Annotated in this window: 29 protein-coding genes; 10 read left to right on the top strand and 19 right to left on the bottom strand. The window is 40.4% G+C overall.

The annotated features are described in order from the left end of the window. The first annotated feature begins 186 nt into the window (after positions 1 to 186). From FHG08_RS14025 to FHG08_RS14015, 3 genes are read left to right on the top strand one after another with little or no spacing between them, the layout of a single operon-like run. A complete protein-coding gene (locus FHG08_RS14025; protein WP_178956319.1) occupies positions 187 to 1,914 on the top strand; it encodes an autotransporter assembly complex family protein in 1,728 nt (575 codons plus the stop codon). Next, a complete protein-coding gene (locus FHG08_RS14020) occupies positions 1,914 to 5,585 on the top strand; it encodes a translocation/assembly module TamB domain-containing protein (protein WP_178956318.1) in 3,672 nt (1,223 codons plus the stop codon). Before FHG08_RS14025 ends, FHG08_RS14020 begins: the two co-directional genes overlap by 1 nt. A 44-nt stretch (positions 5,586 to 5,629) precedes the next feature. Further along, positions 5,630 to 6,511 carry a peptidylprolyl isomerase gene (locus FHG08_RS14015; protein ID WP_178956317.1) on the top strand — a complete coding sequence of 294 codons (882 nt, stop codon included), beginning with the start codon at positions 5,630 to 5,632 and terminating at the stop codon, positions 6,509 to 6,511. A gap of 33 nt (positions 6,512 to 6,544) precedes the next feature. On the opposite strand, the gene queF is transcribed toward FHG08_RS14015, so the two are convergent. Then, a complete protein-coding gene (gene queF / locus FHG08_RS14010) occupies positions 6,545 to 7,390 on the bottom strand; it encodes an NADPH-dependent 7-cyano-7-deazaguanine reductase QueF (RefSeq protein WP_010388241.1) in 846 nt (281 codons plus the stop codon). 59 nt (positions 7,391 to 7,449) lie between these two features. Between queF and syd the strand changes: the two genes are divergently transcribed. Then, entirely contained in the window at positions 7,450 to 7,989 is a 540-nt protein-coding gene (syd, locus tag FHG08_RS14005) for a SecY-interacting protein (protein ID WP_178956316.1), read from the top strand. 53 nt (positions 7,990 to 8,042) lie between these two features. On the opposite strand, the gene FHG08_RS14000 is transcribed toward syd, so the two are convergent. The 3 genes from FHG08_RS14000 to FHG08_RS13990 all read right to left on the bottom strand — a co-directional run bounded on the left by FHG08_RS14000 (position 8,043) and on the right by FHG08_RS13990 (position 9,437). Further along, positions 8,043 to 8,816: a Zn-ribbon-containing protein gene (locus FHG08_RS14000; protein ID WP_178956315.1), complete on the bottom strand. Its 774-nt coding sequence runs from the start codon at positions 8,814 to 8,816 to the stop codon at positions 8,043 to 8,045. Between the two features lie 13 nt (positions 8,817 to 8,829). Further along, a complete protein-coding gene (locus FHG08_RS13995) occupies positions 8,830 to 9,099 on the bottom strand; it encodes a hypothetical protein (protein ID WP_054202444.1) in 270 nt (89 codons plus the stop codon). 104 nt (positions 9,100 to 9,203) lie between these two features. Next, positions 9,204 to 9,437: a DUF2789 domain-containing protein gene (locus tag FHG08_RS13990; RefSeq protein WP_010388246.1), complete on the bottom strand. Its 234-nt coding sequence runs from the start codon at positions 9,435 to 9,437 to the stop codon at positions 9,204 to 9,206. A 287-nt stretch (positions 9,438 to 9,724) separates the two neighbouring features. Here FHG08_RS13990 and FHG08_RS13985 point away from each other — a divergent pair, with 287 nt between their 5' ends. After that, complete coding sequence (locus tag FHG08_RS13985; RefSeq protein WP_008109415.1) at positions 9,725 to 10,375, top strand: GNAT family N-acetyltransferase; 651 nt, start codon at positions 9,725 to 9,727, stop codon at positions 10,373 to 10,375. A gap of 604 nt (positions 10,376 to 10,979) precedes the next feature. On the opposite strand, the gene FHG08_RS13980 is transcribed toward FHG08_RS13985, so the two are convergent. Continuing rightward, positions 10,980 to 11,279: a DUF3301 domain-containing protein gene (locus FHG08_RS13980; RefSeq protein ID WP_008109417.1), complete on the bottom strand. Its 300-nt coding sequence runs from the start codon at positions 11,277 to 11,279 to the stop codon at positions 10,980 to 10,982. After that, on the bottom strand, positions 11,280 to 12,308 hold the full coding sequence (locus FHG08_RS13975; protein WP_055012793.1) for a DUF3549 family protein: 1,029 nt from the start codon (positions 12,306 to 12,308) through the stop codon (positions 11,280 to 11,282). A gap of 103 nt (positions 12,309 to 12,411) precedes the next feature. Between FHG08_RS13975 and FHG08_RS13970 the strand changes: the two genes are divergently transcribed. From FHG08_RS13970 to FHG08_RS13950, 5 genes are read left to right on the top strand one after another with little or no spacing between them, the layout of a single operon-like run. After that, positions 12,412 to 12,732 (top strand): YqcC family protein, encoded by a 321-nt coding sequence (locus tag FHG08_RS13970; RefSeq protein WP_138604999.1) that lies wholly within the window; start codon positions 12,412 to 12,414, stop codon positions 12,730 to 12,732. Further along, positions 12,725 to 13,489 (top strand): tRNA pseudouridine(65) synthase TruC, encoded by a 765-nt coding sequence (gene truC / locus FHG08_RS13965; protein ID WP_138604998.1) that lies wholly within the window; start codon positions 12,725 to 12,727, stop codon positions 13,487 to 13,489. Before FHG08_RS13970 ends, truC begins: the two co-directional genes overlap by 8 nt. Then, complete coding sequence (locus tag FHG08_RS13960) at positions 13,489 to 13,938, top strand: flavodoxin (protein WP_138604997.1); 450 nt, start codon at positions 13,489 to 13,491, stop codon at positions 13,936 to 13,938. Before truC ends, FHG08_RS13960 begins: the two co-directional genes overlap by 1 nt. 15 nt (positions 13,939 to 13,953) lie before the next feature. Beyond that, complete coding sequence (locus FHG08_RS13955) at positions 13,954 to 14,829, top strand: NTP transferase domain-containing protein (RefSeq protein ID WP_138604996.1); 876 nt, start codon at positions 13,954 to 13,956, stop codon at positions 14,827 to 14,829. Between the two features lie 44 nt (positions 14,830 to 14,873). Next, entirely contained in the window at positions 14,874 to 15,947 is a 1,074-nt protein-coding gene (locus FHG08_RS13950; protein WP_008109430.1) for a phosphotransferase enzyme family protein, read from the top strand. A 111-nt stretch (positions 15,948 to 16,058) separates the two neighbouring features. Here the strand turns inward: FHG08_RS13950 and FHG08_RS13945 are convergent, their stop codons facing one another. The 13 genes from FHG08_RS13945 to lptE form a co-directional block, all read right to left on the bottom strand. Beyond that, the gene (locus tag FHG08_RS13945; protein ID WP_008109433.1) at positions 16,059 to 16,298 is read right to left on the bottom strand and encodes a hypothetical protein; all 240 of its coding nucleotides are present in this window, start codon (positions 16,296 to 16,298) and stop codon (positions 16,059 to 16,061) included. Positions 16,299 to 16,436: 138 nt separating this feature from the next. Then, positions 16,437 to 17,402, bottom strand: coding sequence for a lipoyl synthase (gene lipA / locus FHG08_RS13940; RefSeq protein WP_008109434.1), 966 nt, complete (start codon positions 17,400 to 17,402; stop codon positions 16,437 to 16,439). After that, positions 17,399 to 18,052 carry a lipoyl(octanoyl) transferase LipB gene (gene lipB / locus FHG08_RS13935; protein ID WP_010388277.1) on the bottom strand — a complete coding sequence of 218 codons (654 nt, stop codon included), beginning with the start codon at positions 18,050 to 18,052 and terminating at the stop codon, positions 17,399 to 17,401. Before lipB ends, lipA begins: the two co-directional genes overlap by 4 nt. A gap of 19 nt (positions 18,053 to 18,071) precedes the next feature. Then, a complete protein-coding gene (ybeD, locus tag FHG08_RS13930; protein ID WP_008109437.1) occupies positions 18,072 to 18,350 on the bottom strand; it encodes a DUF493 family protein YbeD in 279 nt (92 codons plus the stop codon). Positions 18,351 to 18,559: 209 nt separating this feature from the next. Beyond that, complete coding sequence (locus FHG08_RS13925; RefSeq protein ID WP_008468004.1) at positions 18,560 to 19,720, bottom strand: serine hydrolase; 1,161 nt, start codon at positions 19,718 to 19,720, stop codon at positions 18,560 to 18,562. A 54-nt stretch (positions 19,721 to 19,774) separates the two neighbouring features. Further along, a complete protein-coding gene (locus FHG08_RS13920) occupies positions 19,775 to 20,536 on the bottom strand; it encodes a septal ring lytic transglycosylase RlpA family protein (protein WP_178956314.1) in 762 nt (253 codons plus the stop codon). Next, complete coding sequence (rodA, locus tag FHG08_RS13915; RefSeq protein ID WP_178956313.1) at positions 20,536 to 21,642, bottom strand: rod shape-determining protein RodA; 1,107 nt, start codon at positions 21,640 to 21,642, stop codon at positions 20,536 to 20,538. Before rodA ends, FHG08_RS13920 begins: the two co-directional genes overlap by 1 nt. Continuing rightward, positions 21,639 to 23,519 carry a penicillin-binding protein 2 gene (gene mrdA, locus FHG08_RS13910; protein WP_178956312.1) on the bottom strand — a complete coding sequence of 627 codons (1,881 nt, stop codon included), beginning with the start codon at positions 23,517 to 23,519 and terminating at the stop codon, positions 21,639 to 21,641. The genes rodA and mrdA overlap by 4 nt, the downstream gene beginning before the upstream one ends. A gap of 9 nt (positions 23,520 to 23,528) precedes the next feature. After that, positions 23,529 to 23,999, bottom strand: a complete 471-nt coding sequence (gene rlmH / locus FHG08_RS13905; protein WP_002958522.1) for a 23S rRNA (pseudouridine(1915)-N(3))-methyltransferase RlmH — start codon at positions 23,997 to 23,999, stop codon at positions 23,529 to 23,531. Positions 24,000 to 24,036: 37 nt separating this feature from the next. Further along, complete coding sequence (gene rsfS / locus FHG08_RS13900) at positions 24,037 to 24,354, bottom strand: ribosome silencing factor (RefSeq protein ID WP_010388304.1); 318 nt, start codon at positions 24,352 to 24,354, stop codon at positions 24,037 to 24,039. Between the two features lie 62 nt (positions 24,355 to 24,416). Next, complete coding sequence (gene nadD, locus FHG08_RS13895; protein WP_178956311.1) at positions 24,417 to 25,046, bottom strand: nicotinate-nucleotide adenylyltransferase; 630 nt, start codon at positions 25,044 to 25,046, stop codon at positions 24,417 to 24,419. A 12-nt stretch (positions 25,047 to 25,058) separates the two neighbouring features. Then, the gene (holA, locus tag FHG08_RS13890; RefSeq protein ID WP_178956310.1) at positions 25,059 to 26,099 is read right to left on the bottom strand and encodes a DNA polymerase III subunit delta; all 1,041 of its coding nucleotides are present in this window, start codon (positions 26,097 to 26,099) and stop codon (positions 25,059 to 25,061) included. Further along, positions 26,099 to 26,590 carry an LPS assembly lipoprotein LptE gene (gene lptE, locus FHG08_RS13885; protein ID WP_178956309.1) on the bottom strand — a complete coding sequence of 164 codons (492 nt, stop codon included), beginning with the start codon at positions 26,588 to 26,590 and terminating at the stop codon, positions 26,099 to 26,101. The genes holA and lptE overlap by 1 nt, the downstream gene beginning before the upstream one ends. Between the last annotated feature and the right edge of the window lies 1 nt (position 26,591).

Below are 26,591 nucleotides of genomic sequence, written 5' to 3'. Positions count from 1 at the left end.
ACCAAAATAAATCATTAAAGCGCAAGAATTTTTAGTTAACCTCAAAGCGATTTAAAAGGTTCGTATAGAGCCAGTTAATATTTTAGGCACTGATAATGATTAAGTTAATGTTAGGCTCATTATCGCTATGCTATTATTCTGTCGTTAGTTTGTTGTTTTTTATGGGTACATAGTAAGGATGATTACTTGTTCAATCAGTTTTTAAAATCCGTTATTTGTTTTTGCTTATTTGTGAGCTTTTTCACTATTGCAGCTGACAATACAATTGAAGATTATGAAATAAAAGGAATTAGTGGAGAGTTAGAAAACAACGTTGCTCTTTATTTAAAACCCTTAGTGGGTGAAAAATCAACACGCTCACTGCGTCGATACGCTAAAACGCAAGTTAAGGATAGCTTAAAGGCATTAGGGTATTACAGTCCAAATGTGACTATTGAATTTAATAAAGATGAGCGCGAACTCGTTGCGACTATTGAGCGCGGCTCTGCAACCCGTATAGAGACGCTTAATATTAGCGTTAACGGGGAAGCTAAACATGACCCATTAATTCAGCAAGTTATTGAAAGTTTAAAGTTAAAGCAAGGCGACATTTTAAATCATGGAATGTATAGCGCAGCCTATAAAAAAATCGAATCCGTTTTGTTAGAACATGGTTACTTTGACGCCAAATGGCCTGCCCGAAAATTTGAAGTGTCACTAAAAAAACACAGCGCTATTATTACCTTCACCATTGAAAGTGGTATACGTTATCGTTTTGGCGATGTGTTAATTACCAATCAAAGCCCCGCAGAAAAATACATTCTCTCTTTAGCCCCGTTTAAAAGAAGTGAGCACTATAAAGCATCTAAGATTGCTGACTATAACCTAGATTTATCGAGTACTCCTTATTTTACTAGCGTGCGTGTTTACGCTGATATTTCAGCTAGAAAAAATAGCCAAGTACCTATAAAAGTCGACGTATTACATAAGCCCGCGAATAGCTACGAAATTGGAGGCGGGTTCAATACCGAGCTGGGCCCAAAGGTACGGTTTAAATGGAGTAAACCGTGGATCACGGAGCAGGGACACTACCTAGAAAGCAATCTAAATATTGCAAAAAAACAACAAGATATTTCTATGGCTTATACTATCCCTGTTAATAATCCTAATGATGATTTATGGCGTTTATCAGCAGGTTATAAACTTGAGGATGAATTAGCCGACGATATTTACAGTGAAATTTTAACCGCACAACTACAAAGGCAATGGCTTACCGAACAAAAATGGATTAGAACTGCATTTATCAGACGCGAGCAAGAAACCTATCGGTTTGGCGACGGGGTAGAGCGCACTACAGAAATGTTATTACCAGGTGTCAGTTACGCCCGAAAGCAATCGAAAGGGGGCACCACCCCTTATTCGGGAGAGCAATGGTCTATTTCGGCAGAGTTTGGCCTCGATAGTGTGCTCTCTAGTACCAATATTGTTAGGGTGCAATTACAGCATGCATGGCTGCGAACTTACCTTAATAAACACCTTGTGTTTTTAAAAGCAAACGTAGGAGCCATGTTAGTTGACGACATTAATAATGTTCCATATTCATTAAGATTTTATGCTGGTGGCGATCAAAGTGTGCGTGGCTTTGCTTATCAATCAATCTCACCAGAAAATGATAATGGCGATCGCATCGGTGGTAAATATTTGATCGCGACGACAGCTGAATATAATTATCAATTTGCCAAAAACTGGCGAGCAGCCTTGTTTGTTGATGGGGGGACGGCAACCAATGATTTTTCTGAGCAATTTGAAGTTGGTGCAGGTTTTGGTTTTCGTTATTTAACGCCTATAGGGCCAATAAGAATAGATCATGCGTGGGGGCTCACTAAAGAAAGCAAAAGCACTCGTTTAAGTATTACCATAGGGCCGGAAATTTAATGTCTGTATTTAAAAAAGTCACTGCAGCACTTAGCACCTTAGTTGTTGCTGTATTAGTGACATTGTTTTGTGTTGTTTTTACAGCTCCTGGTAACCAGCTAATTGCTTATAGCGCCAATAAGTTAGTTGACGGCTTAAAAATTGAAATAAAAAACGGGCGTTTTTTATATAATGATGCGTTTAATTTGCGCTTTGAGCGTGACGGTTTATTACTTGATGCTCAGCAGCTTAAACTAGATTTATTTTGGTGGCACTGCGATGGTATGTGTATTGATAACTTAAGTGCTCGGTCTATAAAACTAAATTTACCAGCATCGTCATCTAATTCTCCTGATACATCTAGCGAACCGCTGGAACAAATCAGTTTGCCATTTAATATTGCACTTAAGCGTTTATCGGTCACTGAGTTTGTGTTAAATCACACAAGTGCAAACGTAGTTGTTAATAATGTGGAGATTGCTGCAAAGGCACAAGGTGCTGATATTAAAGTTAAAAGAGTGAACATTCCGAGTGTTTTAATCGCGTTAAAAGAGCAGCCTGGAGAAAATACAGCCAGTTCTACCCCAATTACTGAGTTACCAGCATTACCTAATATCGCATTTATGTCGCCACTCAATATTTACCTAGAACAGTTTAATATTGCGCAGTTCACGGTAAAGCAGGGCGAACAGCAAAATGTGGTAAATAATATTGCGCTACAAATGAAGCTAATAGGTTCTGAGATTAACGTTGCTTCATTGTCTGCAAATTATCAGCAGTGGCAGCTTAATACTGCAGTTAACGCAAAGCTCAAAGGCCGCTTACCAATTAATGGTGATATCAGTCTAAAAGGGCATGGTTATGATGCCAATATGCAAATAGGCGGAGACTTAGAAAAGCTCAATGTAGATATAAAAAGCAGTGAATCATTTCCTTTTGAACTAGCTGTTACGGCTAATCTTAAACAACCAAATTATCCATTTAGTGTTAATGGCGGTCTAGAGCAGTGGATCATCGAAACAGCAAGTAAAGAGTTAAAGATAACCGACGTAAAATTAATCGCACAAGGCAATGCTAACGATTATCAATTATCGTTATTTGGTAATAGTCAGTTAGGTGCTTATCCAACTGTGAATTTTAACAGTCAAATTAATGGCTCACTGAGCGATGCAAACTTAAAAAATTTAGCTCTTAAAGCGAATGAGAGCCAAGCTACTATCCAAGCGAATATCGATTGGCAAAATGGGTTTAGTGCTAACTTTAGCGGCGCGCTATCGAGTTTAAAAGCGCAATACCTCACTGACACACTTACCAGTGATATTTCAGGTCAATTTAAAGGGGCATTTGTTTCCAGTTCAAATAGCTGGAAATTAAGTATGGATGACACTCAATTAAGCGGATTACTAAATGATGTACCACTTAATTTTGCTGCTCAATTTAACTTAAATGATGAACTTAAAGCCACTGTAAATAAATTTAACCTTAGCAGCGGCACAAATAGGTTAACCTTAACCGGCGAAGTTGATCAGCAATGGCAGATTAATGGGGCTATTGCGCTGCAAAGTAATGATGATGCAAAGCTTCCGTTTATTGCTAACGGTAAAGCCGATTTAAGTATAAGAGGCGAGCGGTTGACGCCTGCAGTTGATTTAGCGTTAAAGCTAGAGCAGTTTATTTATGACGAAATTAATATTAATAAGTTGGCGTTAAAAGCACAGTTAGACACCGCTACCGATTGGCAAACAGATATCAGCGTTAGTCTTGATTCAGCGCGTGTTATGAATCATCAAATTAATAAAGTGGAAATAGTCGGCAGTGGTGATAAAACCGATCATCAATTGAGTGCATCTATTGATGCTGATGCTGGGGCTGCCTCGTTTGAACTAAATGGCAAACTTGCTAACGCGATTTGGCAAGGTGAACTCAGTAATATTAGTGTAAGTGATAAAACGCTTAGCTTTGAAAATGCTAAAGATATAGCCGTAATTATAGATTCGAAAACGGGCGACTTTGATGTGAGTGCGCATTGTTGGCAATCGAGTAATAGTAAGTTATGTATTGATAGATTGAATCAAACCCGCGAATTAGGCCAGCTTAACGTAAAACTGGCCAATCTTGCATTGCGAGAGCTAAAACATTGGTTACCAGAGAATGTAATAACACGTGGTGATATAGCGGGAGACTTTGCTGCTAATTGGCAAGCAGGCACACTTAAAACTCTACGCGCTAATTTAAATTCATCAGGGCTTAACGCGGTACTTATTAACGAAGAAGATCGATTTAAGCTACCTATAGAAACGCTAAACATAAGCGCTTTTTCTGATGCTAAGGTTGGCCAAATAGAAGCTAATATAGAATCGAGTGTTTTGGGTAAAGTAACGACTAAAGTTAATATTGATGATATTCAAAATAAGCAAACGCTTAACGGTAATATTCAAATTGATAAAATTTTATTGTCTGATATACAGCCATTTTTAAATACGTTCGAGCAGCTTAATGGCGCCATTCGTGGGCAAGTTGCATTAGCAGGCACACTTAAAGATCCCTTGTTAGAGGGAAATTTAAATATTGAGAATATCAACCTAGAAGGTGAGCAACTGCCTGTAGCTCTTAAAAACTCCAATATAAATGTGGCGTTTAATAAGTCTACCGCCACCATTGAAGGAGATTTAAATGACCCTCAAGGCGGACAGGTAAAATTAACGGGGAATGTTGATTGGCAAGGTGAACAACCAGCTGTAAATATGAATGTAGTCGGCAGTGAGTTTTTTGTAAGAGCGCAACAAGGCGTGGTGTTTAAAGTATCACCAGAGTTAAAAATAAGTTTAGCTGACAATGCACTTAAGCTGGCAGGTGATGTTGTAGTGCCTTATGGTCGAATAGAAATTGAAGAGCTGCCAGAGGGGGCTGTACAGGTTAGTGATGATGAAATAATTTTGGATCAAACTACGCAAAATACTAAAAAAGCCCCATTTAACTATGATATTGATTTAAAAGTAACGGTTAAAAATGATGTCAGAGTAGCCTCATTTGGACTTGAGTCTAAAGTAGTGGGTGATATGGATATCAAAATGAGCCAAGACTCACCCATTATTGCCATTGGTGAGCTTAATTTAATTGAAGGAACTTACTTGGCATTTGGTCAAGACTTAATAATTAGAACCGGGCAAATTGGTTTCAGTGGCGCAATAGATAAGCCTCATTTAAATATTAAAGCTATTCGCAACCCAAATAATACCGCCGATGGTGTTATTGCAGGTGTTACTTTAACTGGCAGTGTTGAGCAGCCAAATTTAAAAGTATTTTCAGAGCCGGGCATGGACCAAGCACAAGCCCTAGCGTATTTGCTGAATGGTCAACCATTAGGGGAGGGCGACAGTTCAACGGATGCAATGTTAACTCAATTACTACTTTCTCAAGGAGTGAGCCGAAGCGAAAGCTTAGTGTCTAAAGTCGGTGAATCGTTTGGCTTGTCAGATGTCAGTTTAAGCTCTAAAGGTAGTGGCGAGCAAACAAAGGTAGAAATATCAGGTTATTTAGCACCGAGTTTGCAGGTTAAATATAGCGTGGGGGTATTTGAGTCGCTCAGTGAAGTGGCAGTGCGTTATCAGCTAATGTCGAAGTTATATATAGAAATAACCAGTGGCCTGTATCAAAATGTCGACATACTGTATAAATTCAATTGGGATTAACCTTTATCTACCAATACCAATACCAATAATAAAAAGGAAAAGGTATGAAAAAATTTGTAATCACTATTATAGCGTCGGCTTTGCTCGGCGGATGTGTCCAGCAAAGCACTTTGCCAGCAACGCCGGTTAAAAGCCTAACCAGTAGTGAGATTATTGCATCTACAACAGATGAGCAATGGCGATGGGTAGACCCTGAGAATATTTTAAAACTAACCCTACCTACCGGTGCTGCGTATATTGAGCTCAATCCAGCGCTTGCGCCAAAACACAGTGCTAATATTAAAAAATTGGCACGACAGGGCTTTTATCAGGGCACTCATATTTATCGTTTTGTGGAAGGGTTTGTTGCTCAAGGTGGTGATAGCACGGGTAAAAAGTTAACTAAAACCAAAAATAGCACAGTACCTGCCGAGTTTTATTTAACCACCAACGAGCCGCTTATGATCACTGAAATGGGTGGAGATGGTTATGCACCAATAACCGGGTTTTTAAATGGTTTTGCGGTAGCTCAAAATGAAACGCGTGATCAAACATGGCAAATTCATTGCCATGGTGTCTTTGCAATGGCGCGCGGCAACGATATTAATAGTGCCAGCACAGAGTTTTTCGTCACCATAGGGCAAGGTCCACGTTATTTAGACAAAAATATCACCGTATTTGGGCGAGTACTTACAGGTATGGCACATTTTCATCAGCTAGCGCGCACACCTGAAGGTGGTAGCGAGTTTAACCCCATTACAGATTTACAAGTATTAGCCGACGTTAGCAGCGATAGCAGCCGATTTAAAGTAATGAAAACAGACTCAGATGCATTTAAACAGTTAATCTCAGCACGAGGTAGTCGTAGCGAGGAATGGTTTGCGTATAGCCATAATTACATTGATGTGTGTGGAATGCCAGTGCCAACTAAGCAACTTAACGATTAAAAAAAGGAGCCTCGGGCTCCTTTTTTGCTTAGCTTATTGACGGTTTATTTTTACCGCAAAAGGGGTATCGTTATGATGAGTTGAGCGATATGGATTAATATCAAGGCCGCCACGACGCGTATAGCGCGCATACACTTCAAGCTCTTTAATATTCAATTGAGTGGTTAAGTCGCTATAAATACGCTCCACACATTGCTCATGGAACTCATTATGGGTCCTGAACGAAATTAAATAGCGTAATAATGACTCACGACACACTTGCTCACCAGTATAACGAATAATAATGCTGGCCCAATCCGGCTGTGAAGTAATTAAACAGTTCGATTTAAGCAGGTGACTATGCAAGGTTTCGCTAACCACTTTATCGCTTTGTGATTTTAGAGAATGTGCATCAATATGGTAGTTATCTATTTCAATATCTAACTCATCAATACACTCACCTGGAAGCGGTGTGCAAGGAATACAATTATAATCATCAGCGCTGTATAAGGTCACCTTTACCGGGCTGTTTACCGCATTTGATAAGTCGTCAATTAAATGTTGCTTAACAATTTCAACACTACCAAAGCGGCTTTGATTAAAACTGTTTAAATAAAGCTTAAACGACTTTGACTCTATAATGTGACTACTTTGACATTCGAAAGTAAATATCGCCACCGCAACTTGTGGTTTGCCTTTGGTATTTAACCAAGATAGTTCGTAACCGGTCCAAATATCTTGGCCTTTGAATGGTAATGCGGCTTCATCAATACTCAACGCGTCGCGATTAAGCTTGCGAGCAATAGGAAAAAGCAAGCTGGGCGTGTATTGATCTACATACTCAGTAGATTGACCAAGTACGCTGCCTTTAAGATCGGGAGAATTGCTGTAATCTGTCATGTTTGCTCTTAAATAGTTACAATAGGGACATTATATCTAAATTAAATGAGTTTCACAGTATGTCTGTTGCAATGCAATTAGCCCAACTTCACCAACGCTTTAGTGAAAAAACCATCAAAAATACACAAAAGCAGCCACTCATCGCCCACGATGAGCAATGGCCAAGCTCTTGTGAAATAGGCACAGCCGATGAGCACGGTATGATTCAATGGCAAGCGATAGTGAGAGAGCCTGCAGGTTCTTTGGCAGATCTCGCTAACGCATTAGAGCTTGAATTTCCTGATGAACTTAACCAGTTTTATGGCCATATGTTTGCTGGCAGTATTTTAGCCAGCGTTGATGGTCATCAAGTAGAATTATTACAAGCGTGGAATGAGGATGACTTTGACTTACTGCAACAAAATATCACGGGTCATGTTTTAATGAAGCGAAAGCTAAAGCAAGCGCCAAGTGTTTTTATTGGTTTAACTGATCAAGATGATTTACTTGTTACGGTATTAGTGGAAACAGGGGAAGTGTGCTTAGAATATGTAGGTAAAAAACCGCATCATGTGCTGGCTAATAACCTCAGCGAGTTTATTGCTACATTAACAGTTTAAATGGGCTCGGCGCTACTTATTTAGTGCAACACTTCGCTCGTTTTTCATGGGATTTATTGAAAATCCCATGAAATATTAGACACTAAACCACACGGCTCACACCTAAAATCAAATAAACCAAACCACGGCTCAGGTAATTTCCATTCACCTTGGCAACTTGGGCATTTACGCTTAAGCTCCGAGGTTTTATCAACCCCACCTACACGGTATAAGTAATAGTAAACTGGCTTTTTAGTTAAAAAGCTGATGCGTTTGCTAATATCTTTACCTCGGCGATACAAATCACTTTGTGTGCTGGCTATTTCCTCTAGTGCATGAAATTCACAGCGAGTTGCGCCATTAATTTGAATTTGATCGCATGCTTGCCAATCTTCTTGCCATTTAATCAGGGTTTTATAATCGCCATTGGCAATTGCCGGAATATTAAATAGCGGAACGGGTAAAAAGTCATCGCCACAATACAGTGGGCTGCAGGTGTGCACATAGGTAGTATATAAAATATAGCTTGAGGGCTCTTTACAACCATCGGCGCCGTTTGAATGAATGTCTTGACCTATTATTTTCACTTTAGGTGCTAACAAGCCTGCATCATGAAGCTTTTCAACACTGTGTTTTACAAATTCACTGTTGTTAAGTGGATGCATAGCGTCTTCGGTCGGACACATAACGCGTGTTATAAAATAGCCATCTTTTAACACCGTTGGAAATTCTTCTCCAATGATTTGGCCATTAAAACGTAATGCATTTACCAAGCGGTTTATTGCTTGCTCGGCTTGCTCTAAGGTGGTGTCTTGGTAGCAATCAAATGTTAAATCAACAACAAACATTTATAGTCTCAAATTATTTTGGCGCGAGCAGTGTAAGTAATTGATCTAACTTTTGCTCAATTCTATCTAATTGAGAGCTGTTTTGACCTTCATTACTGGCACTTTGCTTTGGGGTTTTCATTAAATTATAAATTGAATCAGGATTATTCTTATATTGACTCACCGCAGCAATAATAACCGGCATTGGGGTCGGTGTTGTTAAACGACTTTTAGTTAGTGCAACAGTGGGAACTTTGCCTTCATCAAGAAGGACTTTAATAGCTTCAAATACAGCAGCATTCATTCAATTATAACTCTTTTATAAAGTAAGCTCGCAACATTGACGCTGCGAGCGGGTATGGTATCAATAAAGTGGCTAAGGCACATTAAAATGCGCCATAAAATTAATTATTTTTGACGAAGACGTACGTCTAGTTCATCAATTACTTCACTCCAATCGCCATCAACCGCTAGCGATTCGGCAATAAAATGTTGTTGGGCTTCATCCCAAAAGGGAGCATCTTGCAACAAGGTTGTATCGGCAATGGAGTGCGAGGCAATAAATGCATCTATTTGCGCATCCGAATCCGGCAGTCCTAGTTGGGCGAACAAGGTATTAATAGTATGTTTTGTTGTATCCATAATAATGCTCCTAAATGAATTAATATGTATTAACTCTAGGGGGGAATGGTATATCTAGCCAGTTTAACCCTTACTGAATCTATGCTTTATTTACTCAATAGTAAGTCGCTAAAGCATGATCTGACTCAATGCAGTGGATGAGCGTACTAACTAAAATGTAAATTCGCTTATTTGTCTCACTTAGGTATATAGTTATATAAGCATTTGGTCATCGTTGTAGTTCAAAATTAATCCCTTATGCGTTACTTGGCGTAACGATGGGGGTGTAAAATAACAAAGGAAATAAAATGACAGCCACAGCAGAATCGACAGACGCCTTTAGTGTTCAGCATATTGCACCAGAGGATATAAGCACAGCAGCCAGCCTGATATATCAGGCATATCAAAACGATCCTATTTTACAAACACTGCTAGGGTATAACGAAGACAACCCGCTCGATTATGAAAAAAAATTACGTGCACTTATCCGTGAAGAGCTCAGTAGCTTTTGGCAAGAGAAGCAGCCTTTAATCGGCCTTTACCGCAATGATAAATTAAAAGCGGTTGCCTGTGTGTTTGAGTCAAATAGCCAATTACAAGCTGAGCGTTATTGGCATTGGCGATTAAAACTGATGCTAAGTGCAGGTTATTTACAAACGAATCAATTAATTGAAAAAGAAAAAACCATTCGTGACGCCTTAAAGCCGCAAGGGAATTATTACTTTTTAGCGTTTATTGCGGTTGATCCACACTTTCACGGGCAAGGGTTTGGTCGCACTTTACTTAAAGGTTTAGATGGCTTAATACACGATAATCCTGAGTCTTCTGGTATAGCGGTATTTGTGACTCGTGACGAGCATACGAAATTTTTTAAATCGCAAGGCTTTGAGCACTTTAAACAACTTTCATTTAACCAAGTTAAGGGTGAATTACTATTTAAAGTTGCTAATGCTCAATAAAGGTAGTTGTTCATAATGGCGTATCTGTAAGCCTATGTTCCAAATCGGGCACACCAGTGTGAGATATATCCTACATTAGTGTGCTCTTTGTCAGTTTAAATCCATTATTTATCCGTTTATAAGCATCAAGCTTCTGTTATTTATAGCTATTTTAGTTTTTTCAATTTTGTGACATTAAATTTTTTAGTTTTCCTCACTATTATACCCAGCCGTTTGGTTTAAACTTTACTTTGTCAAGACGACATAGCTCAATGACTGAGCTAATGCCATGGATATGGAATCAGGCAGCATAGTAGTGACTAGCAGGAAGCGTAAAGGACAAGTTAACACGGATGCAAGGATGAAACAGGAAGTACATGAAGTACTAAAATAGCTAGGAGCTATTTAAAGGATACCAAGGATGATGCGATAGGATATTGCAGGAGCGTTAGTTTACGCAGGACGGCCAAGGCGGCAAGAGGATATTGCAGGATGCAATGGAGGGCTAACACGGTAGTTTGCTCGTTCAGTGGATGATAAACAAGGATCAGGTAAAGGATACCTTACAGGATGTTGGCAATTAGGGCGTAACTGAGGTTACGCCTTGGTTTTTTGTTTACAAAAATTATATCTTATGTGGTGGCACAACCACACTTTTTAGCTTTTCATCTTCCATGATTAACACTCCCTGATAAGCATTTTCACCATCGCTTGAAAATTCAAAAATAAATTCGCTTTTCATGCCCGGTTTACCACTTTTTAAAATGCCAAACCGACGCTTGCTACAAGCCACACTCATTAGTTGTACCTGCAATTGCTCACTTTGGCGTTTGGCATGAACGTTCGCTGCTTCGGCTATTTTACGATTTAGCCAAAAAAAATAAATTACAGCCCCAATAAGTATGAACGTCCATAAACTAGCCATTTAAGAGAATAACCTTCCAATTGCGCGAGCTAACGTCTCGCTTCTGTTTTCTTTACGTAGTAATGCTAATAAATGTGGGCGAATAGTTGGAATTGCAACTAAATCTGCAAAAATGCTGGGAAATAACTCAGCTATTTTCTCATGGTGCGCACAGTTATCCATAAATACATGCAAACGCTGTGGCTCTTCTAATTGTTTAAAGCAGCGACCTGCAATAGTTAATAAAATGTCTGAGTCTTGCCCAAGCGTAGATTCTAAAGCGCAGTCAACCAGTTGTGCGCTAAGCCCTGTTGCTTGCCCTGATGATATGGCGCGAAGCGCGGCAGAAGCCGTAACCACATCATTATTCTTAAGGGCGGTTTGTCCATAACTTAACAATAACTCACTTAACGTGGGTGGTATTTCGATGTGTTCAAGCATTGCGCTTAATGGTTGTAATACTTCAACAGGTAAATTAGGCCACGCAGCGTGTAAGTGTTTTAAGTTATCAGCACTGTTGAGGCGATAAGCAAAATCAGCAATGCCTTGTAGCGCCACACTTTGCCAATTATCAAAACCAATCTGGCCACTAAAATAAAGCTGGGCATGCTCATAATACTGTGAGGCTGGTTGTTTTAATAACACTTTAACTTGTGCATTAAACGCCGCTAATTTATTAGCATTAGGAGTAAATACGTAAGGGTTATTATCGAGTTTGCCATCGGCTTGTTCGCCGGTAATTTCTGTTCCTAGTGCTTGAATTACCATGTCTGCAAAGTGGTCGCGGCTGGCACTAACGAGTTTACTTTGTTCATCAAGTGGGAATTTTAAAAACCACACATAGGGTTCTTTGCTAGCTTTACTGTCCCAAAATTGAATCGCTAGCCATGCATGGCCTGCTAATGGGTAAGGGTAAGGAACTTGTGCTTGTTCAACAGCTAAAAATTGTTGTTTATCAAGCTTGGTAATATGCCTGCCAATATCAAAAGCACGCCATTGAGTTCCTGCACCGTCTAAAAGCTGGCCTAATGTGGCTATATGTTCACTCATGAATTTCCAACTGTTTTTACTACAAAATTACGCTAATTATACGCCATAGCGACTGTTGAGGGAACAGGGTATAATTGTGCAATATACAAAGTAAAGGGTGATTATGACTGAGCAAACCCAACTCTATTTAACACAATTAACTGCGCTACTTAAAAAGTATCAGCTTTGGCAGAATGAGCCGATTGACTCTGCATTGTTGCATTCAAGCGTCCCTTTTTGCCATGATACGCTTGCATTTGAACAGTGGTTACAGTTTGTATTTATAGAAAAAATTCAACAGATTATTACAATGAAACAACCGTTACCGCGTAATTTTGCGATTGCTCCTATGGCGCAAATGACACTCATTGATAAGTCCGGAAGCGAAGAGATTATTTCTTTGCTGACGCAATTAGATTCATTGCTTGGAGAGCCAGATGACTGAACGTCCAGCGCCAGTTGAATACGGCGAACTGAACATTCTCTATCAAGATGAGAACTATGTAGCGATTGATAAACCATCAGGCTTACTTGTTCATCGCTCCTTTTTAGATAAGCATGAAACTCAATTTGCAATGCAAATGCTACGCGATCAACTCGGTCAGCATGTGTTTCCTGTGCACCGTCTTGATAGGCCGACATCGGGTGTGTTGCTGTTTGCTCTAAGCTCAGAAGCCGCGCGTGATATGAATCAGTTGTTTATTGAGGGCACGATCTCAAAGCGTTATTTAGCTTTGGTACGCGGATTTGCGCCTGAATCTGTTTTTTTAGATAAACCGTTAAAAGAAGAACTAGACAAAATCGCTGATAAATTTGCCGATCAGAATAAAGATGCTCAAGAAGCACAAACTCAGTTTAACTGTTTGCACCAAGCTGCGTTGCCTATTCCCATAGGAAAATACCCAACGGTTAGGTATTCTTTGGTAGAGTGTTTTCCTAAAACAGGGCGTAAACATCAAATTCGTCGCCATTTAAAACATTTGTCGTTACCGATAATTGGCGACGTTAACCATGGTGATAACCAGCATAATCAGTTTTTTAGAGAGCATTTCTCCCTTAGACGATTAATGTTATTTGCTACAGAACTGCGTTTTGTACATCCTTACAGTAATGAATCGATAATAATTAAAGCGCTACTAGGTGATGCAATGTTGAGTATTTGCAAACAGTTAGGGTGGCCAAGTGAAGAAAAGGATTATTAATGGCACATATTAGTATTTTTGTAGGCAGCGTGTATGGTGGTGCTGAACGTTTAAGTGAGCAAATAAGCGATACTATAGAGCAAACTGGCCATCAGGTAAGCGTATTTGCAGAGCCAAGTTTAGAAGATCTAAAAAATGCGACGCATATTTTAATAGTTACTTCAACAACAGGACAAGGCGATATACCCGCTAACTTGGCAGAGCTTTATAATCAGCTTAACAGTACGTTTCCAATGTTAACCAATAAACCATTTGGCATTGTAGCCATGGGTGACAGAAGCTACGGTGATACGTTTTGCGCAGCAGGGCGTAGCTTTGATGAACTATTACGTGACTTACAAGCTAAACCTGTGGGTAACCGACTAGAAATTGATGCCTGTGAAGACTTTGAGCCTTGGCCTGTCACCGAGCCGTGGTTACAAACTTGGCTTGATAAATTACCCTCTTAAATGCGCAGACTCTAAATGAAAAAATATAAACTGAGTTTAATTGTGCTTGCAGGTGGCTTAGGTAGTCGCTTTGGTGGCAATAAACAAATTGCAGAAATTCCAGGGCTAAATTGCACTATTATGGAGCTGAGTATTATTGATGCGCATGCTGCAGGCGTGACGCAGGTGGTGCTGATCATAAACCAAGCGGTACGCAGTGAAATAGAGCGTACTATTTTGCCCCGATTACCTAGTGATATTGATGTGGTGCTGGTGGAGCAACACATTGAAAAGGTGCCCGAACAATTTAAAGCAACACTTTGCCAGCGAGTAAAGCCTTGGGGCACAGGTCATGCTCTGTTGTGTGCCAAAGCCCACATTAATAACCCCGCTATTGTGATCACTGCCGATGACTATTATGGCAAATCTTCGTTTGTATTACTGAGTGAGCACTTTAAAAGAAGCGCTGAATGGGCAATGGTAGGGTATCCGATTATTGATACTCTTTCTGAGCACGGTGGTGTTAATCGTGGGGTATGTAAAATTGCGGATGGAAAGCTTGTTGCCGTAACCGAGTATTTGAATATTCAACAACAGTCTGAGCATATTTTTGGCGATAACCCACAGGGTTTACGTGATAAAATTAGCCCAAACTCCCTAGGCTCGATGAGTTTTTGGGGGATCACCCCCTGCTTTTTTGACTATTTGCAACAAGGCTTTGAAACGTTTTTACAGCAATATAACGTGAATACTCAGCAAGAGTACTTCTTACCTGATCAAATCCAGAAAGCTATTAATGTAAAAGCACAGCCTGTATTTGTATACACTGCAAAAGAGCCTTGGTTTGGTGTTACCTATAAATCAGAACTGACAACCATTGCGGCTACTTTGTGCGCATTACGTCAAGCGTAGCTATTAAATTATTGTCGCCTTGGGCGAAAAGAGTGAAGTAGAAAATGAATACAGTTCCTATAGAAGTTTATTTATCTGAGAGTTTTGGCCTTGACGAGAAGCATGCGAGCATAAAACCCATAGGCAGTGGGCATATAAATACTACTATGTTATTAAGTACTTCGAAGCGGTCACTGGTTGTACAAAAGCTCAATACGGTGGTGTTTCCAAAACCACAGTTACTTGTTGATAATGCGCGATTAATAGAGCAACACTTAAGTAAAAAACAACAAGCAGGTGAATTCAATCTAGCAATAGTACGCCATGTAGCGACGACTCAGAATGACTATTTAGTTAATAATGATGATGATACTTGGCGAGCACTTGAGTTTATTGGTGGCAGTTATAGTGAAGATGTGGTTAATACTGCTAGCCAGGCACAAACAGCGGCCAATGCATTTGGCCAATTTGCGCAAGCGCTACAAGACTTTGACGCGAACAATTTACATGCGGTTATTCCTAATTTTCATAACTTGGCCATGCGTGCAGAAGTATTCAAGCAAGTTGTTAGCACCGATCCTCATAAACGTTTGGCTCATTGTCAGGAAGAGGTTGATTTTTGCCTGTCGCAGCTTTCACTTATCGATGAGCTTAATGCCCTTGAGGGAAAAGTGCCTATTCGTGTGTGCCATAACGATACTAAAATAAACAACATGCTATTTTGCTTAGACTCTAATAATGCAAAAGCGGTGATAGATTTAGATACCTGTATGCCTGGTTATTGGCTTAACGATTTTGGTGATATGGTCAGAACATTTTGCTCTGCAGAGCAAGAAGATTCAACGGCGCTTGAAAAGGTAGGTGTTCGTGAAGATATTTTTGCAGCGATTGTTAAAGGCTATGTTGAGCCACTAAAGGGGGTATTAACACCCGCCGAGAAACAAAGCTTTTGGTTAGGTGCTAAAGTAATGCCCTTTATGATTGGCTTACGCTTTTTAACTGATTATATAGATGGTGATAATTACTTTAGCGTTAAGCATAAGAGACACAACTTAGATCGCGCAAAAAACCAATTTGCCTTATACAAGGATATAGTAAGTAAGCAGCAGGTCTTAAAGGAGATTTTGACTCAGGTATAAACCCAATTAATTATATTGCTCAAAGCGTTATAACTAAAACTTTGAGCAATATAAATTGAGGTTAAACATTGAAAGTATGTGTTAACTTCCAACATCTCAATTTTTTACTTATTAAGCATCCGCTAGTTTTACACGGATTTTGCTTTTGTCTACTGTGGTTTGATTAAGCGCTTTAATTGCGCCTTTAACTTCAATGTCATTAGGCATTTCTACAAAGGCAAAGCCTTTAGATTGGCCTGTTTCTTTATCGAGTACCAAGTTACAGGTGGTCACTTTACCGTGAGCCGTAAATAACGTACGAAGTTCATGCTCAGTAGTGGCACGTGATAAGTTACGAACTAATAATTTCATATATAACCTAAATAATGGGTTCAAGCATAATTATCTCAAGTAACCTTGCTTTAACCTAACGTTATTTTATAAACAGTAAAAATAACTATTAAAAAACAAAAAACCGCCTAATGGCGGTTTTTTATACATTGCGAGAGATTACTTTACTTCTTTACCCGCTGCTTGTTGATCTGCATGATAGCTTGAACGTACAAACGGGCCTGAAGCGGCGTGTGTAAAGCCAATCTCATCAGCATATTCTTTTAATGCGTCAAATTCAGCTGGTGGCACGTAACGCTTAACGGGTAAGTGATGCTTAGACGGTTGTAGGTATTGCCCTACAGTAAGCATATCAACGTTATGAGCACGTAAATCGCGAAGTACTTCCTCGATTTCGCTAATTTCTTCACCAAGGCCAACCATTAAGCCTGATTTTGTTTTAACCTCAGGATGGGCTTCTTTAAAGCGACGTAATAATTCAAGAGACCATTTATAGTCAGCACCTGGGCGCGCAAGTTTGTATAAACGTGGCGCCGTTTCTAGGTTGTGATTAAATACATCTGGCGGCGTTTCAATTAAAATTTCTAACGCTCTGTCCATACGGCCACGAAAATCGGGCACTAAAATCTCAATGGTAATTTCTGGATTATGCTTACGAATTTCGCGGATACAATCAGCAAAGTGCTGAGCACCACCGTCACGTAAATCATCACGGTCTACAGAAGTAATAACCACATAGCTTAACTTCATGTCTTTAATGGTCAGTGCCAGCTTTTCAGGCTCAGCGGCATCAGGTTTTAATGGGCGACCATGTGCAACGTCACAAAATGGACAACGACGTGTACAAATAGCCCCTAAAATCATAAAGGTCGCTGTACCGTGGTTAAAACACTCTGATAAGTTAGGACACGAAGCTTCTTCACATACAGAGTGAAGGCCATGCTTACGCATTGCTTGTTTTATGCCGTCAATTCGCTCGGTTGACTTGGGTAAGCGAATTTTAAGCCACTCTGGCTTACGGAGCATTTCGGTTTTTTCTGTTGGTAAAACTTTAACGGGGATCAACGCCATTTTTTCTGCGTCGCGTAGTTTTACACCTGGTTCCATTTTGACTGGTTTATTCATTCGTTTTCAAACCCTTCAGTATGCTTAACCTGTGTTGCATTAAGCTTCTTGATCATGTGTTTTACCAGCCCTTCACCTGCAGCTTCAAGGTTTTGAGGGCCATTTAGTTCTTTAGTTTGCACCATATTCATGCCCGCATAACCACATGGGTTAATGCGTAAAAATGGACTTAGATCCATATTAACATTTAATGCCAAGCCATGAAATGAGCAGCCACGACGAACTCGTAAACCTAAAGATGCAATTTTACTGTCGTTAACGTAAACACCAGGGGCATCCGCTTTCGCGTATGCATCTATGGCGAACTCTGAAAGGGACTCAATGATGCACTCTTCAAGCCAAGTAACTAGCTCTCGCACCCCAATTTTTAAACGTCGTAAATTAAATAATACATACATCATTTGCTGACCAGGGCCGTGGTAAGTCACCTGTCCACCGCGGTCAACTTTAATCACTTCAATGTCACCTGGGGCGAGTAAGTGCTCATCTTTACCGGCTTGGCCTTGGGTAAATACACTTTCATGCTCTACTAACCAAATTTCATCTGGCGTATTTTCATCACGGGTGTCGGTAAAGTCTTGCATTTTTTGCCAAATCGGCATGTAACGCTGACGACCCAGTTGGCGTACGATTAGGGTGTTTTCGCTCACAACAAATCTCAACTATAGCTTAAAGCATATGGCGCACGTCATCGATATTGCTGATCACGTTGTAAATTTCTTCAATGTGTTTGCCGCTTGTTACTGTGGCCACTAAAGTGACTGACTCATAGTTACCTTTACTGCTCGGTTTTACTTTTGGCGCATAATCACCCGGAGCGATAGGTTGTAACTTTTCTAAAATTTGATCAGTTAAGTTTACGTTTGCTAAACCCATAATTTTAAATGTAAACGGGCAAGGGTACTCTAGGTACTCATCAAATTTAGTGTTTTTAACAGGTTCAACCACGACGGGAACTCCTCAAACAAAAGTGTTGGCTTAACTTATACGTTAAGCTTAAAACTGACAGGCTAATGACAATCTTGAAATGATGTTACTTTTGACCTAAGCCAACGATAGTCATTCAATACGATTGGTATATATGGGGCGCATTCTAGCACTTTTCAAGCAAAAAAAAACGCCTCACAGAAGAGGCGTTCATATTACTTTACTCGTGCTTACATTATTTGTAAGCGTAAGTAGTCATATATTTTGCTGAAGAAGCTACCTTCTTGTATTTCTTCAAGCGTAACTAGCGGATATTGTGCAATATCTTCGCCTTCAAGTTGTAAAAACAGCGTGCCTACTTTAGTGCCTTTAGCTAAAGGTGCTTCAAGCGTATCGTCAAGCTCAAAGTTTGCTTTCAGGTTTTTATGTTGGCCACGAGGGATTGTAATAGGGGTGTCTTCTAAAATACCTAAAGAGACATTCTCTTTGTTACCCATCCAGATGCGTTGCTCTGCAAAACTATCGCCAGCTTTGTAAGGCGTAATTGTTTCAAAAAAGCGGAAACCGTAGTTAAGCAGTTTTTTACTTTCAACTTTACGCGCACGCTCACTTGAAGTACCCATAACTACCGCAATTAAACGCATGTCGTTTTTCGTTGCCGAGGTTACTAAGCTGTAACCCGCATCAGATGTATGGCCTGTTTTAATACCATCTACATCTAAGCTTTCATCCCATAACAACGAGTTACGGTTATATTGCTTTATACCATTGTATGTAAATGACTTTTCTTTATATAGTGCATATTCGTCCGGCACGTCTCTGATTAAGGCTGCACCAAGTGTGGCCATATCGCGTGGCGTTGTGTAGTGCTCGTCTGTATCAAGACCGTGACTATTAATAAAGTGAGTATTTGTCATGCCTATCTTTTCAGCATGGGCATTCATTAAATCTGCAAAGGCACTTTCGCTGCCTGCAATATGCTCAGCCATGGCAACACAGGCATCATTACCTGATTGCACAATAATACCGTGATTAAGTTCATCTACACTTACTTGCTTACCCACTTCAATGAACATTTTAGATGATTCAGGAAAGTTTTTTGCCCACGCTTTTTCACTGATAGTTACCATATCGGTGGGTGCGATATTACCCGCATTTATTTCTGTACCAATTACATAACTAGTCATCATTTTAGTTAAGCTAGCAGGAGCAAGTTTTGTATCAGCTTCACCTTCTGCAATCACTTTACCTGTGGTGAAGTCCACCAAAAAGTAACCTTTAGCATTAACTTGAGGAGGGGCTGGAATAATTTGTGCGGTGGCTGAAAAGACGGCGGCAGAACAGACTAAGCCGCAAACACCAGTAAGAATTTTATGTTTAATAGATTTCATCATACTCATTAATGGTTAAAGTTAAAAATATGCATTCTCCCTATTCTAAAGGGCTTACTGAGTGTAAAGCAAGAACGCGTTTTGAAATTGATTTTGTTTTAATGTTTCTAGTACTTGTTGCGCGTGTTGGGCATCTTTTATCGGCCCTAAGTGCAATCTATAAATACCGTCTTTTTCGACGATATTTGTTGGTAATTTATATTGCTCTCGTAGTGTGTGTGCCAATGCTTCTATGTTGGCTAACGTACTACCTGCAGCTACTTGAACATAGGTTTTTCGTGCATGGGTATCTGCAAGGGTAATCGCTTCAAGCTTAACCTTTGCTGTACCGTATTTATGGTAGCCAAGTTTATAGGCTGCAGCATAAGAAAGATCAATGATTCTATCGTCATGAAAAGGCCCGCGATCGTTAACCCGTACTATAACAGATTGGCCATTGGCTGTATTTGTTACGCGCACAAAACTCGGTAAGGGCAAGGTTTTGTGAGCTGCCGTCATAGCGAACATATCGTAAATTTCGCCGTTAGAGGTGTGATAACCATGAAATTTTCGGCCATACCATGAGGCAATGCCCGTTTCTGAATAACCTGCTTCATCGAGCATAGGGGTATAACGTTTGCCCAACACTTCGTAAGGGCGTGTGGTGCTCGCGCTTTTTATAACTTTAGTGACAATAGCATCTTGCATTTCTAATTCAGTTGGTGCTCGAAGAGGCGCTGCATCATGGCGCATGCTGTAACGGCTATTTGAACTGCTACATGCACTTAAAAAGAGGCTAACGAGTGTAATAATTATAAGTTGTTTATAAAGGCGCATTATTTTAAGAGCATCCTTTTATCTGTGGCAATCGACATAATAATGCCAAATGCAGCCATCAAGGTCACCATTGAGGTGCCGCCATAACTAATTAATGGTAAGGGAACACCTACAACAGGTAATAAACCCGAGACCATACCAATGTTTACAAAAATATAAACGAAAAATGTCAGAATGAGTGAGCCCGCGAGTAACTTGCCAAAGGCATCTTGGGCATTAACGGCAATATAAAGTCCGCGACCAATAATGAATAGGTATAGGCTCAGTAAAACACACACACCGAACAGGCCAAACTCCTCACTCAGTACTGAAAAAATAAAATCAGTATGTCTTTCAGGTAAAAATTCTAGTTGTGATTGTGTGCCTTGCAACCAGCCTTTGCCTTCTATACCGCCTGAACCAATCGCTATTTTTGATTGGATTATATGATAGCCAGAACCAAGCGGATCGCTCTCTGGATCTAAAAAGGTCAGCACTCTCTGTTTTTGATAATCGTGCATACCATAGTGCCAAAATGGCCATGCCGCTAAGGCAACAACAGAGCTTAAAAAGCCAATTAAACGCCAACTCAAGCCAGATAAAAACAACACAAATACACCCGAACTGGCAATCAAAATTGAGGTGCCCAAATCAGGCTGTTCTTTAATAAGTAGGGTAGGTAGCATAACAATGGCAAAGCCAATCACTAAATGCAGCGCTCGAGGGGGTAAATGATTACGGCCAATATACCAAGCCACCATCATAGGAACCGCTAATTTCATCAGCTCTGAGGGTTGAAAGCGGGTGATGCCTAAATCTAACCAGCGTTGCGCACCTTTGGAGCTCACACCAAATAGGAGTACTCCAACCAGCATGAGTAGTCCTAAGCAATACATAGGGATGACTAAGCGTTTTAAAGTTGCTGGAGGGATTTGTGCTAACACAAACATACCAATAATAGCACCAGCCATACGGGTACCGTGGCGCATCATCATTGCAGAGTCTTGGCCAGAGGCACTGTAAACAATTGTGATGCTGCCTGCCATCATTAGTAATAAAGCAATAAAAAGCGGCAAATCAATATGCAAGCGCAGCCAAATAGAACGCTTATCATGTAAAGCCGTCATGGAACTTTACTCCCTGATGATTGAATGGGGTTAGCAGCAAAATAGTAATCCATTAATTGGCGCGCAATTGGGGCACCTACTGAGCTGCCGCCCCCAGTATTTTCTACCACAATAGAGACAACGATTTGAGGGTTATCGTATGGGGCAAAACCGACGTAAATGGCGTTATCACGCTGGCGCTCTTTAAGTGCATCGGCGTCATAGCGCTCGCCTTGAGCAATACTGACCACTTGGGCGGTACCGGTTTTACCTGCTGGGTCGTATGTAGCCCCTTTAAACGCACGATGTGCTGTACCGGTAGTCTTTTTAACCGTGTTATGCATGGCATCAATAGCAATGCGCCAGTGATCCTCGTTATCAAGAACAACAGGTGGCTTTTCTTCATTATTGAGCTGGGTAATTTGGTCTTCTTTTTTAGCTATTTGCACTAAATGAGGTGGATGATTTATCCCTCTGTTAACTAAAATATTTGTCGCATTAGCTATTTGAATCGGGGTGGCAGTCCAATAACCTTGGCCAATCCCGACAGAAATAGTATCGCCACGCCACCATGACTCTTTAAAACGATCTTCTTTCCACTCTTTTGAGGGTAAAATAGCGGTTGCTTCTTCATGTATATCAATACCTGAAAGTTCACCAAAGCCAAAACGGGCCATAAAGTTACTTATTTTAGTGATCCCCATACGGTACGCTGCATCATAAAAATAAGTATCGCATGACTCTTCTATGGCTTTGTAAACATCAACATGGCCATGGCCCCAACGTCGCCAATCGCGCCATTTATGCTTTACGTTTGGTATTTGAAAAAAACCGGGATCCCACATGGTGGTGGTTTCTTGCACTATATTTTCTTCTAATGCCAAAATAGCCATGTGCGGCTTAATAGTCGATGCTGGTGCATAGCGTCCTTGAGTGGTACGGTTTATAAGCGGGAGATCTGGATTAAGTAGGGCTTTGTAGTCTTTGCTGCTAATACCGTGCACAAATAAATTTGGGTCATAACTTGGGTTTGAATAAAGCGCTAGAACGCCGCCATCTTTTGCATCCATTACCACAATAGCGCCGCGCATATCTTTAAGTGCATGTTGGGCTATTTGTTGTAAACCAATGTCGAGAGTAAGTACTAAATCATCCCCCGGCTGCGGTGGTTCCATGTTTAAGGTGCGAATAATACGGCCACGGTTGTTTACCTCAACTCGCTGTGAGCCGACCTGACCATGTAGTAACGGCTCGTAATATTTTTCGATACCTAGCTTGCCAATATCATGAGTAGCTCTGTAGTTGGTGGCTTCACCTTGTTGCTCAAGTTTGTTTAGCTCTTTTCTATTGAGCTTAGCAACGTAGCCTAATGCATGGGTTAAGGTATCGCCAAAGGGATAATATCTCGCTAGGCGCGCTTCAATGCTAAACCCTGGGAATTTATGCTGGTTTACTGAAAACATCGCTACTTCGTTTTCATTTAAACGGGCTTTGAGGACTTGGCTTTTAAAACGTCGAGTATGTTTTATATCATCAAGAAAATCAGCTTGTTGTTGCTCGGTTATTTCAATAATTTTGCTGATAGACTTCAAAGAGGCGGTTAAATCATCAACTTCTTCGGGGATCACTTCAAGGTTATAAACGGGCTTATTTTCGGCCAGTAAAACACCGTTGCGGTCGTAAATAAGTCCGCGATTAGGTGCAATAGGGATTACTTTTATGCGGTTGTCATTAGAGCGAGTTTGGTAATCTTGGTGGTCGTCAACTTGAATGGTGTACAAGTTAGACAATAATATGGCTACTAAGGCTAAGATAAAAATAAAACCCACAAATGCACGCCGAGCAAATAAATTAGCTTCTGCTGAGTGGTCGCGAATAGTGGGTCTTCGTTTTAGCATGGCAAGAAACTACTCGCGATGATAAGGGTGGTTGTTATTTAAGCTCCAGCCTCTGTAAAGGCTTTCAGCAACAATAATGCGTACTAAAGGGTGTGGGAGCGTTAAATTTGATAACGACCATTTTTGCTCAGAGGCCGCAATACACTCGGGAGCTAAGCCTTCTGGTCCGCCAATCAGTAAACTGACATCGCGACCATCAAGTTGCCACTTTTCCATGTTTTTCGCTAGCTGGTGAGTATCCAGTGCTTTACCGGTTACTTCTAGTGTGACAATACGATTGCCTTTAGGTATGGCGGCTAAGGTTTTTTCACCTTCAATGTGCAAAATACGCTTTATATCTGCGTTTTTGCCACGTTTACCTGCAGGTATTTCGATTAGTTCCAGTGCCATATCTTTGGGAAAGCGGCGCTGATATTCTGCAAAACCTGTTTCTACCCATGCTGGCATTTTTGTACCAACAGCAATCATTTGTATTTTCACGACGTTACTTCCAAGCGTTGTCTAAAATAGGGAGCTATTAGCCCCAAAGCTTTTCTAGATCGTAATAGCTACGTGCTTGATCTTGCATAACGTGAACAATCACATCACCTAAATCAACTAATGCCCATTCGCCATCGCTTTGGCCTTCGTAGCCTAATGGCTCTTCACCAGCGTGACGAGCTTCTTTTGCTAAGTTATCAGCAATTGACAATACATGACGTCTTGATGTGCCTGAACATACAATCATGTAATCGGTTACGTCTGAAGTGCCAGTTACGTCAAGTTGAATCACATCACGTGCTTTCATATCGTCAATTTTGTCTAGTGCAAAAGCGAGTAGTTGTTTCGAATCCAAGGTTTTGTCTCAATTTAAAATTTAATAGCGGTTATTTTAACACGCTGAGGGGTTTATACCAATCACTCTTGATAAAGCTGGTGCTGCTCAATATAGTGACTCACGGTGTCGGGTAATAGTTCACTCTTTTTAATACTTTTTTTAAGAGCTTGACGGATAGTGCTGGATGCGGCATCCAGTTGCTTACCTTCTAAAAAGTAAAGGTGTCCGCCATTTTTTTCGTTCAGTAGTGAAATATCGTTGTTCATAGCCTGCTGTTTGTAGTTTTTAAGTTCACCTTGTACATCACAGTTTTGACCTGGGCGTTGATACACCACTATATGGCATAGACTCGTTATTGTTTGCCACTGATACCATTTATCAAGGTTGTTGAATGAGTCCATACCAATTAAAAATAGAATCGGGGTATCGGGATTTTCTGCTCTTAGTTCTTGCAAGCTTAATAAAGAATACGACGGGCCGCTACGTTTTAGCTCCCGTAAATCAAGCTTAAACTGCGAATATGGTTTAATTGCGGTTTTAAGCATTGCAATACGATGCTCGGTGCTGATCCCCGGTGCCGCTTTGTGTGCGGGTATTGCACAGGGCATAAAATAGAGTGAGTGTAATTTAAAGGTCGCAACGCATTGCTGCGCCATATTAAGGTGCCCAAAATGAACAGGGTCAAAAGTGCCACCAAAAATTGCAATCATGGTATTTTTCCTTTACTGGCGGTTAGTATGACACGGCAGTGGAATATCGAGTGGTTGGCAAAATTTAATACAAATATGTGCTAATGCTTGATAGGGGGCAATTAATACACCTTGTTTGTAGCTTGCATCAAATAATGCCAGTTCACTGCTAATACTTTCAAGGGTGTGAATATTTAGTCTGTTTATCGCTGTTTGTACCGGCACTTGCTGATTTTTCCAAATCGCTTTTTGTTTAAACAGGGTCGCTAATGACTCACCTTGCAATAACCCTTGTTGTACACTGATTAAGGTATTTAAATCTTTATTGATGGCCCATAAAATACTCACCACTTCAGTGTTATCACTGGCAAGCTTATTTAATACTTTTATTGCTTGTGTAGTATAGCCGTTTAACAGGGCATCACTTAAATCAAAAATATCGAATTTAGATTGGTTTAGTAGCCCTTGCATTACCAGTTGTTGGGTAATGAGAGCGTCACCATGTATTAGTGACAGCTTTTCAAGCTCTTGGAAACAAGCCAGTAAATTGCCTTCAGTGGCATTAATTAAACTGAGCTTAGCCTCGTTTTGTAAATTAAGTGACAAGCGTTGGCATTGTTCATCAAGCCAACGTTTTAAGTGATTACCACTAAGCGGATAGCAGGGTACAAATAACCCTTGCTTATCGAGTGCTTTAAACCACGCACCGCGTTGCACATCTTGGCTTGCTTTGGCGCCTTTAACAATTAAAATGGTGTCAGGATTTTCAAGTTCAACAACCTTTTTAAAGGTGTTAGCACCGGGTGTACCAGGTTTTTGCTGGTTTAAGTCAAGCTCAATAATTGTACGCGCACTAAATAACGACATACTTTGGTATTGCGCTATGATTTCCTGCCAATCAAAGCCTTGGGCTAAAGTGAATTTAATTACTTCATCAAAGCCTTGCGCTTTTGCGCTGTCGCGTATGAGCTGTACACATTGCGCTTCTTGAAAAGGCTCTTCACCAAAAACCAAATAAAAAGGTTTTAACCCCTTTTTTAATTCGCTAGGCAGCTGATTTGCATAACAACGCATTATAGTTGCGACAACTCTCTAACAATTCGACGACTCGCTTGCTGGCGAATTTCGCTGATCAGTAGTTCAAGCTCTTTTGCTTTAGCTAGTGCGTTGTCAGGATCATCTTGGTAATTACGGTAAAGCTCAAAACGTTTTTCAATGGCTTCTTGTTTTGGGCGTTTTACAACATAACTCACACTGTATGCCAGTTCATATTCAGCTACTTGTCCGTTTTGAAACAACGACAAGGTTTGGCGCTCTAGCTGCTCTTTAAATAAATATAGTTGCGCAGACTGTTTACTAGCAGGGAGTAAAGTGACATCGCTCATAGTCAGTTCTGTTTGCAAATAGCTAAACAAAGCTGATTTTTGATCATCACCCACCAAGGTTAGCTGTTTTAAATCATCGGGTAGGCTTGATGCTTTTTTAAGGTGAAAGCCACAGCTCGATAACAAAAAACAGACTAGCGCTAAGGCTAGTCCGTTTTTAATGGCATTTAAAGTAGCCATA

Source organism: Pseudoalteromonas sp. Scap03 (genome assembly GCF_013393115.1).
Classification (GTDB): Bacteria; Pseudomonadota; Gammaproteobacteria; order Enterobacterales; family Alteromonadaceae; genus Pseudoalteromonas.
This window is presented reverse-complemented; position numbering and strand designations above follow the sequence as displayed.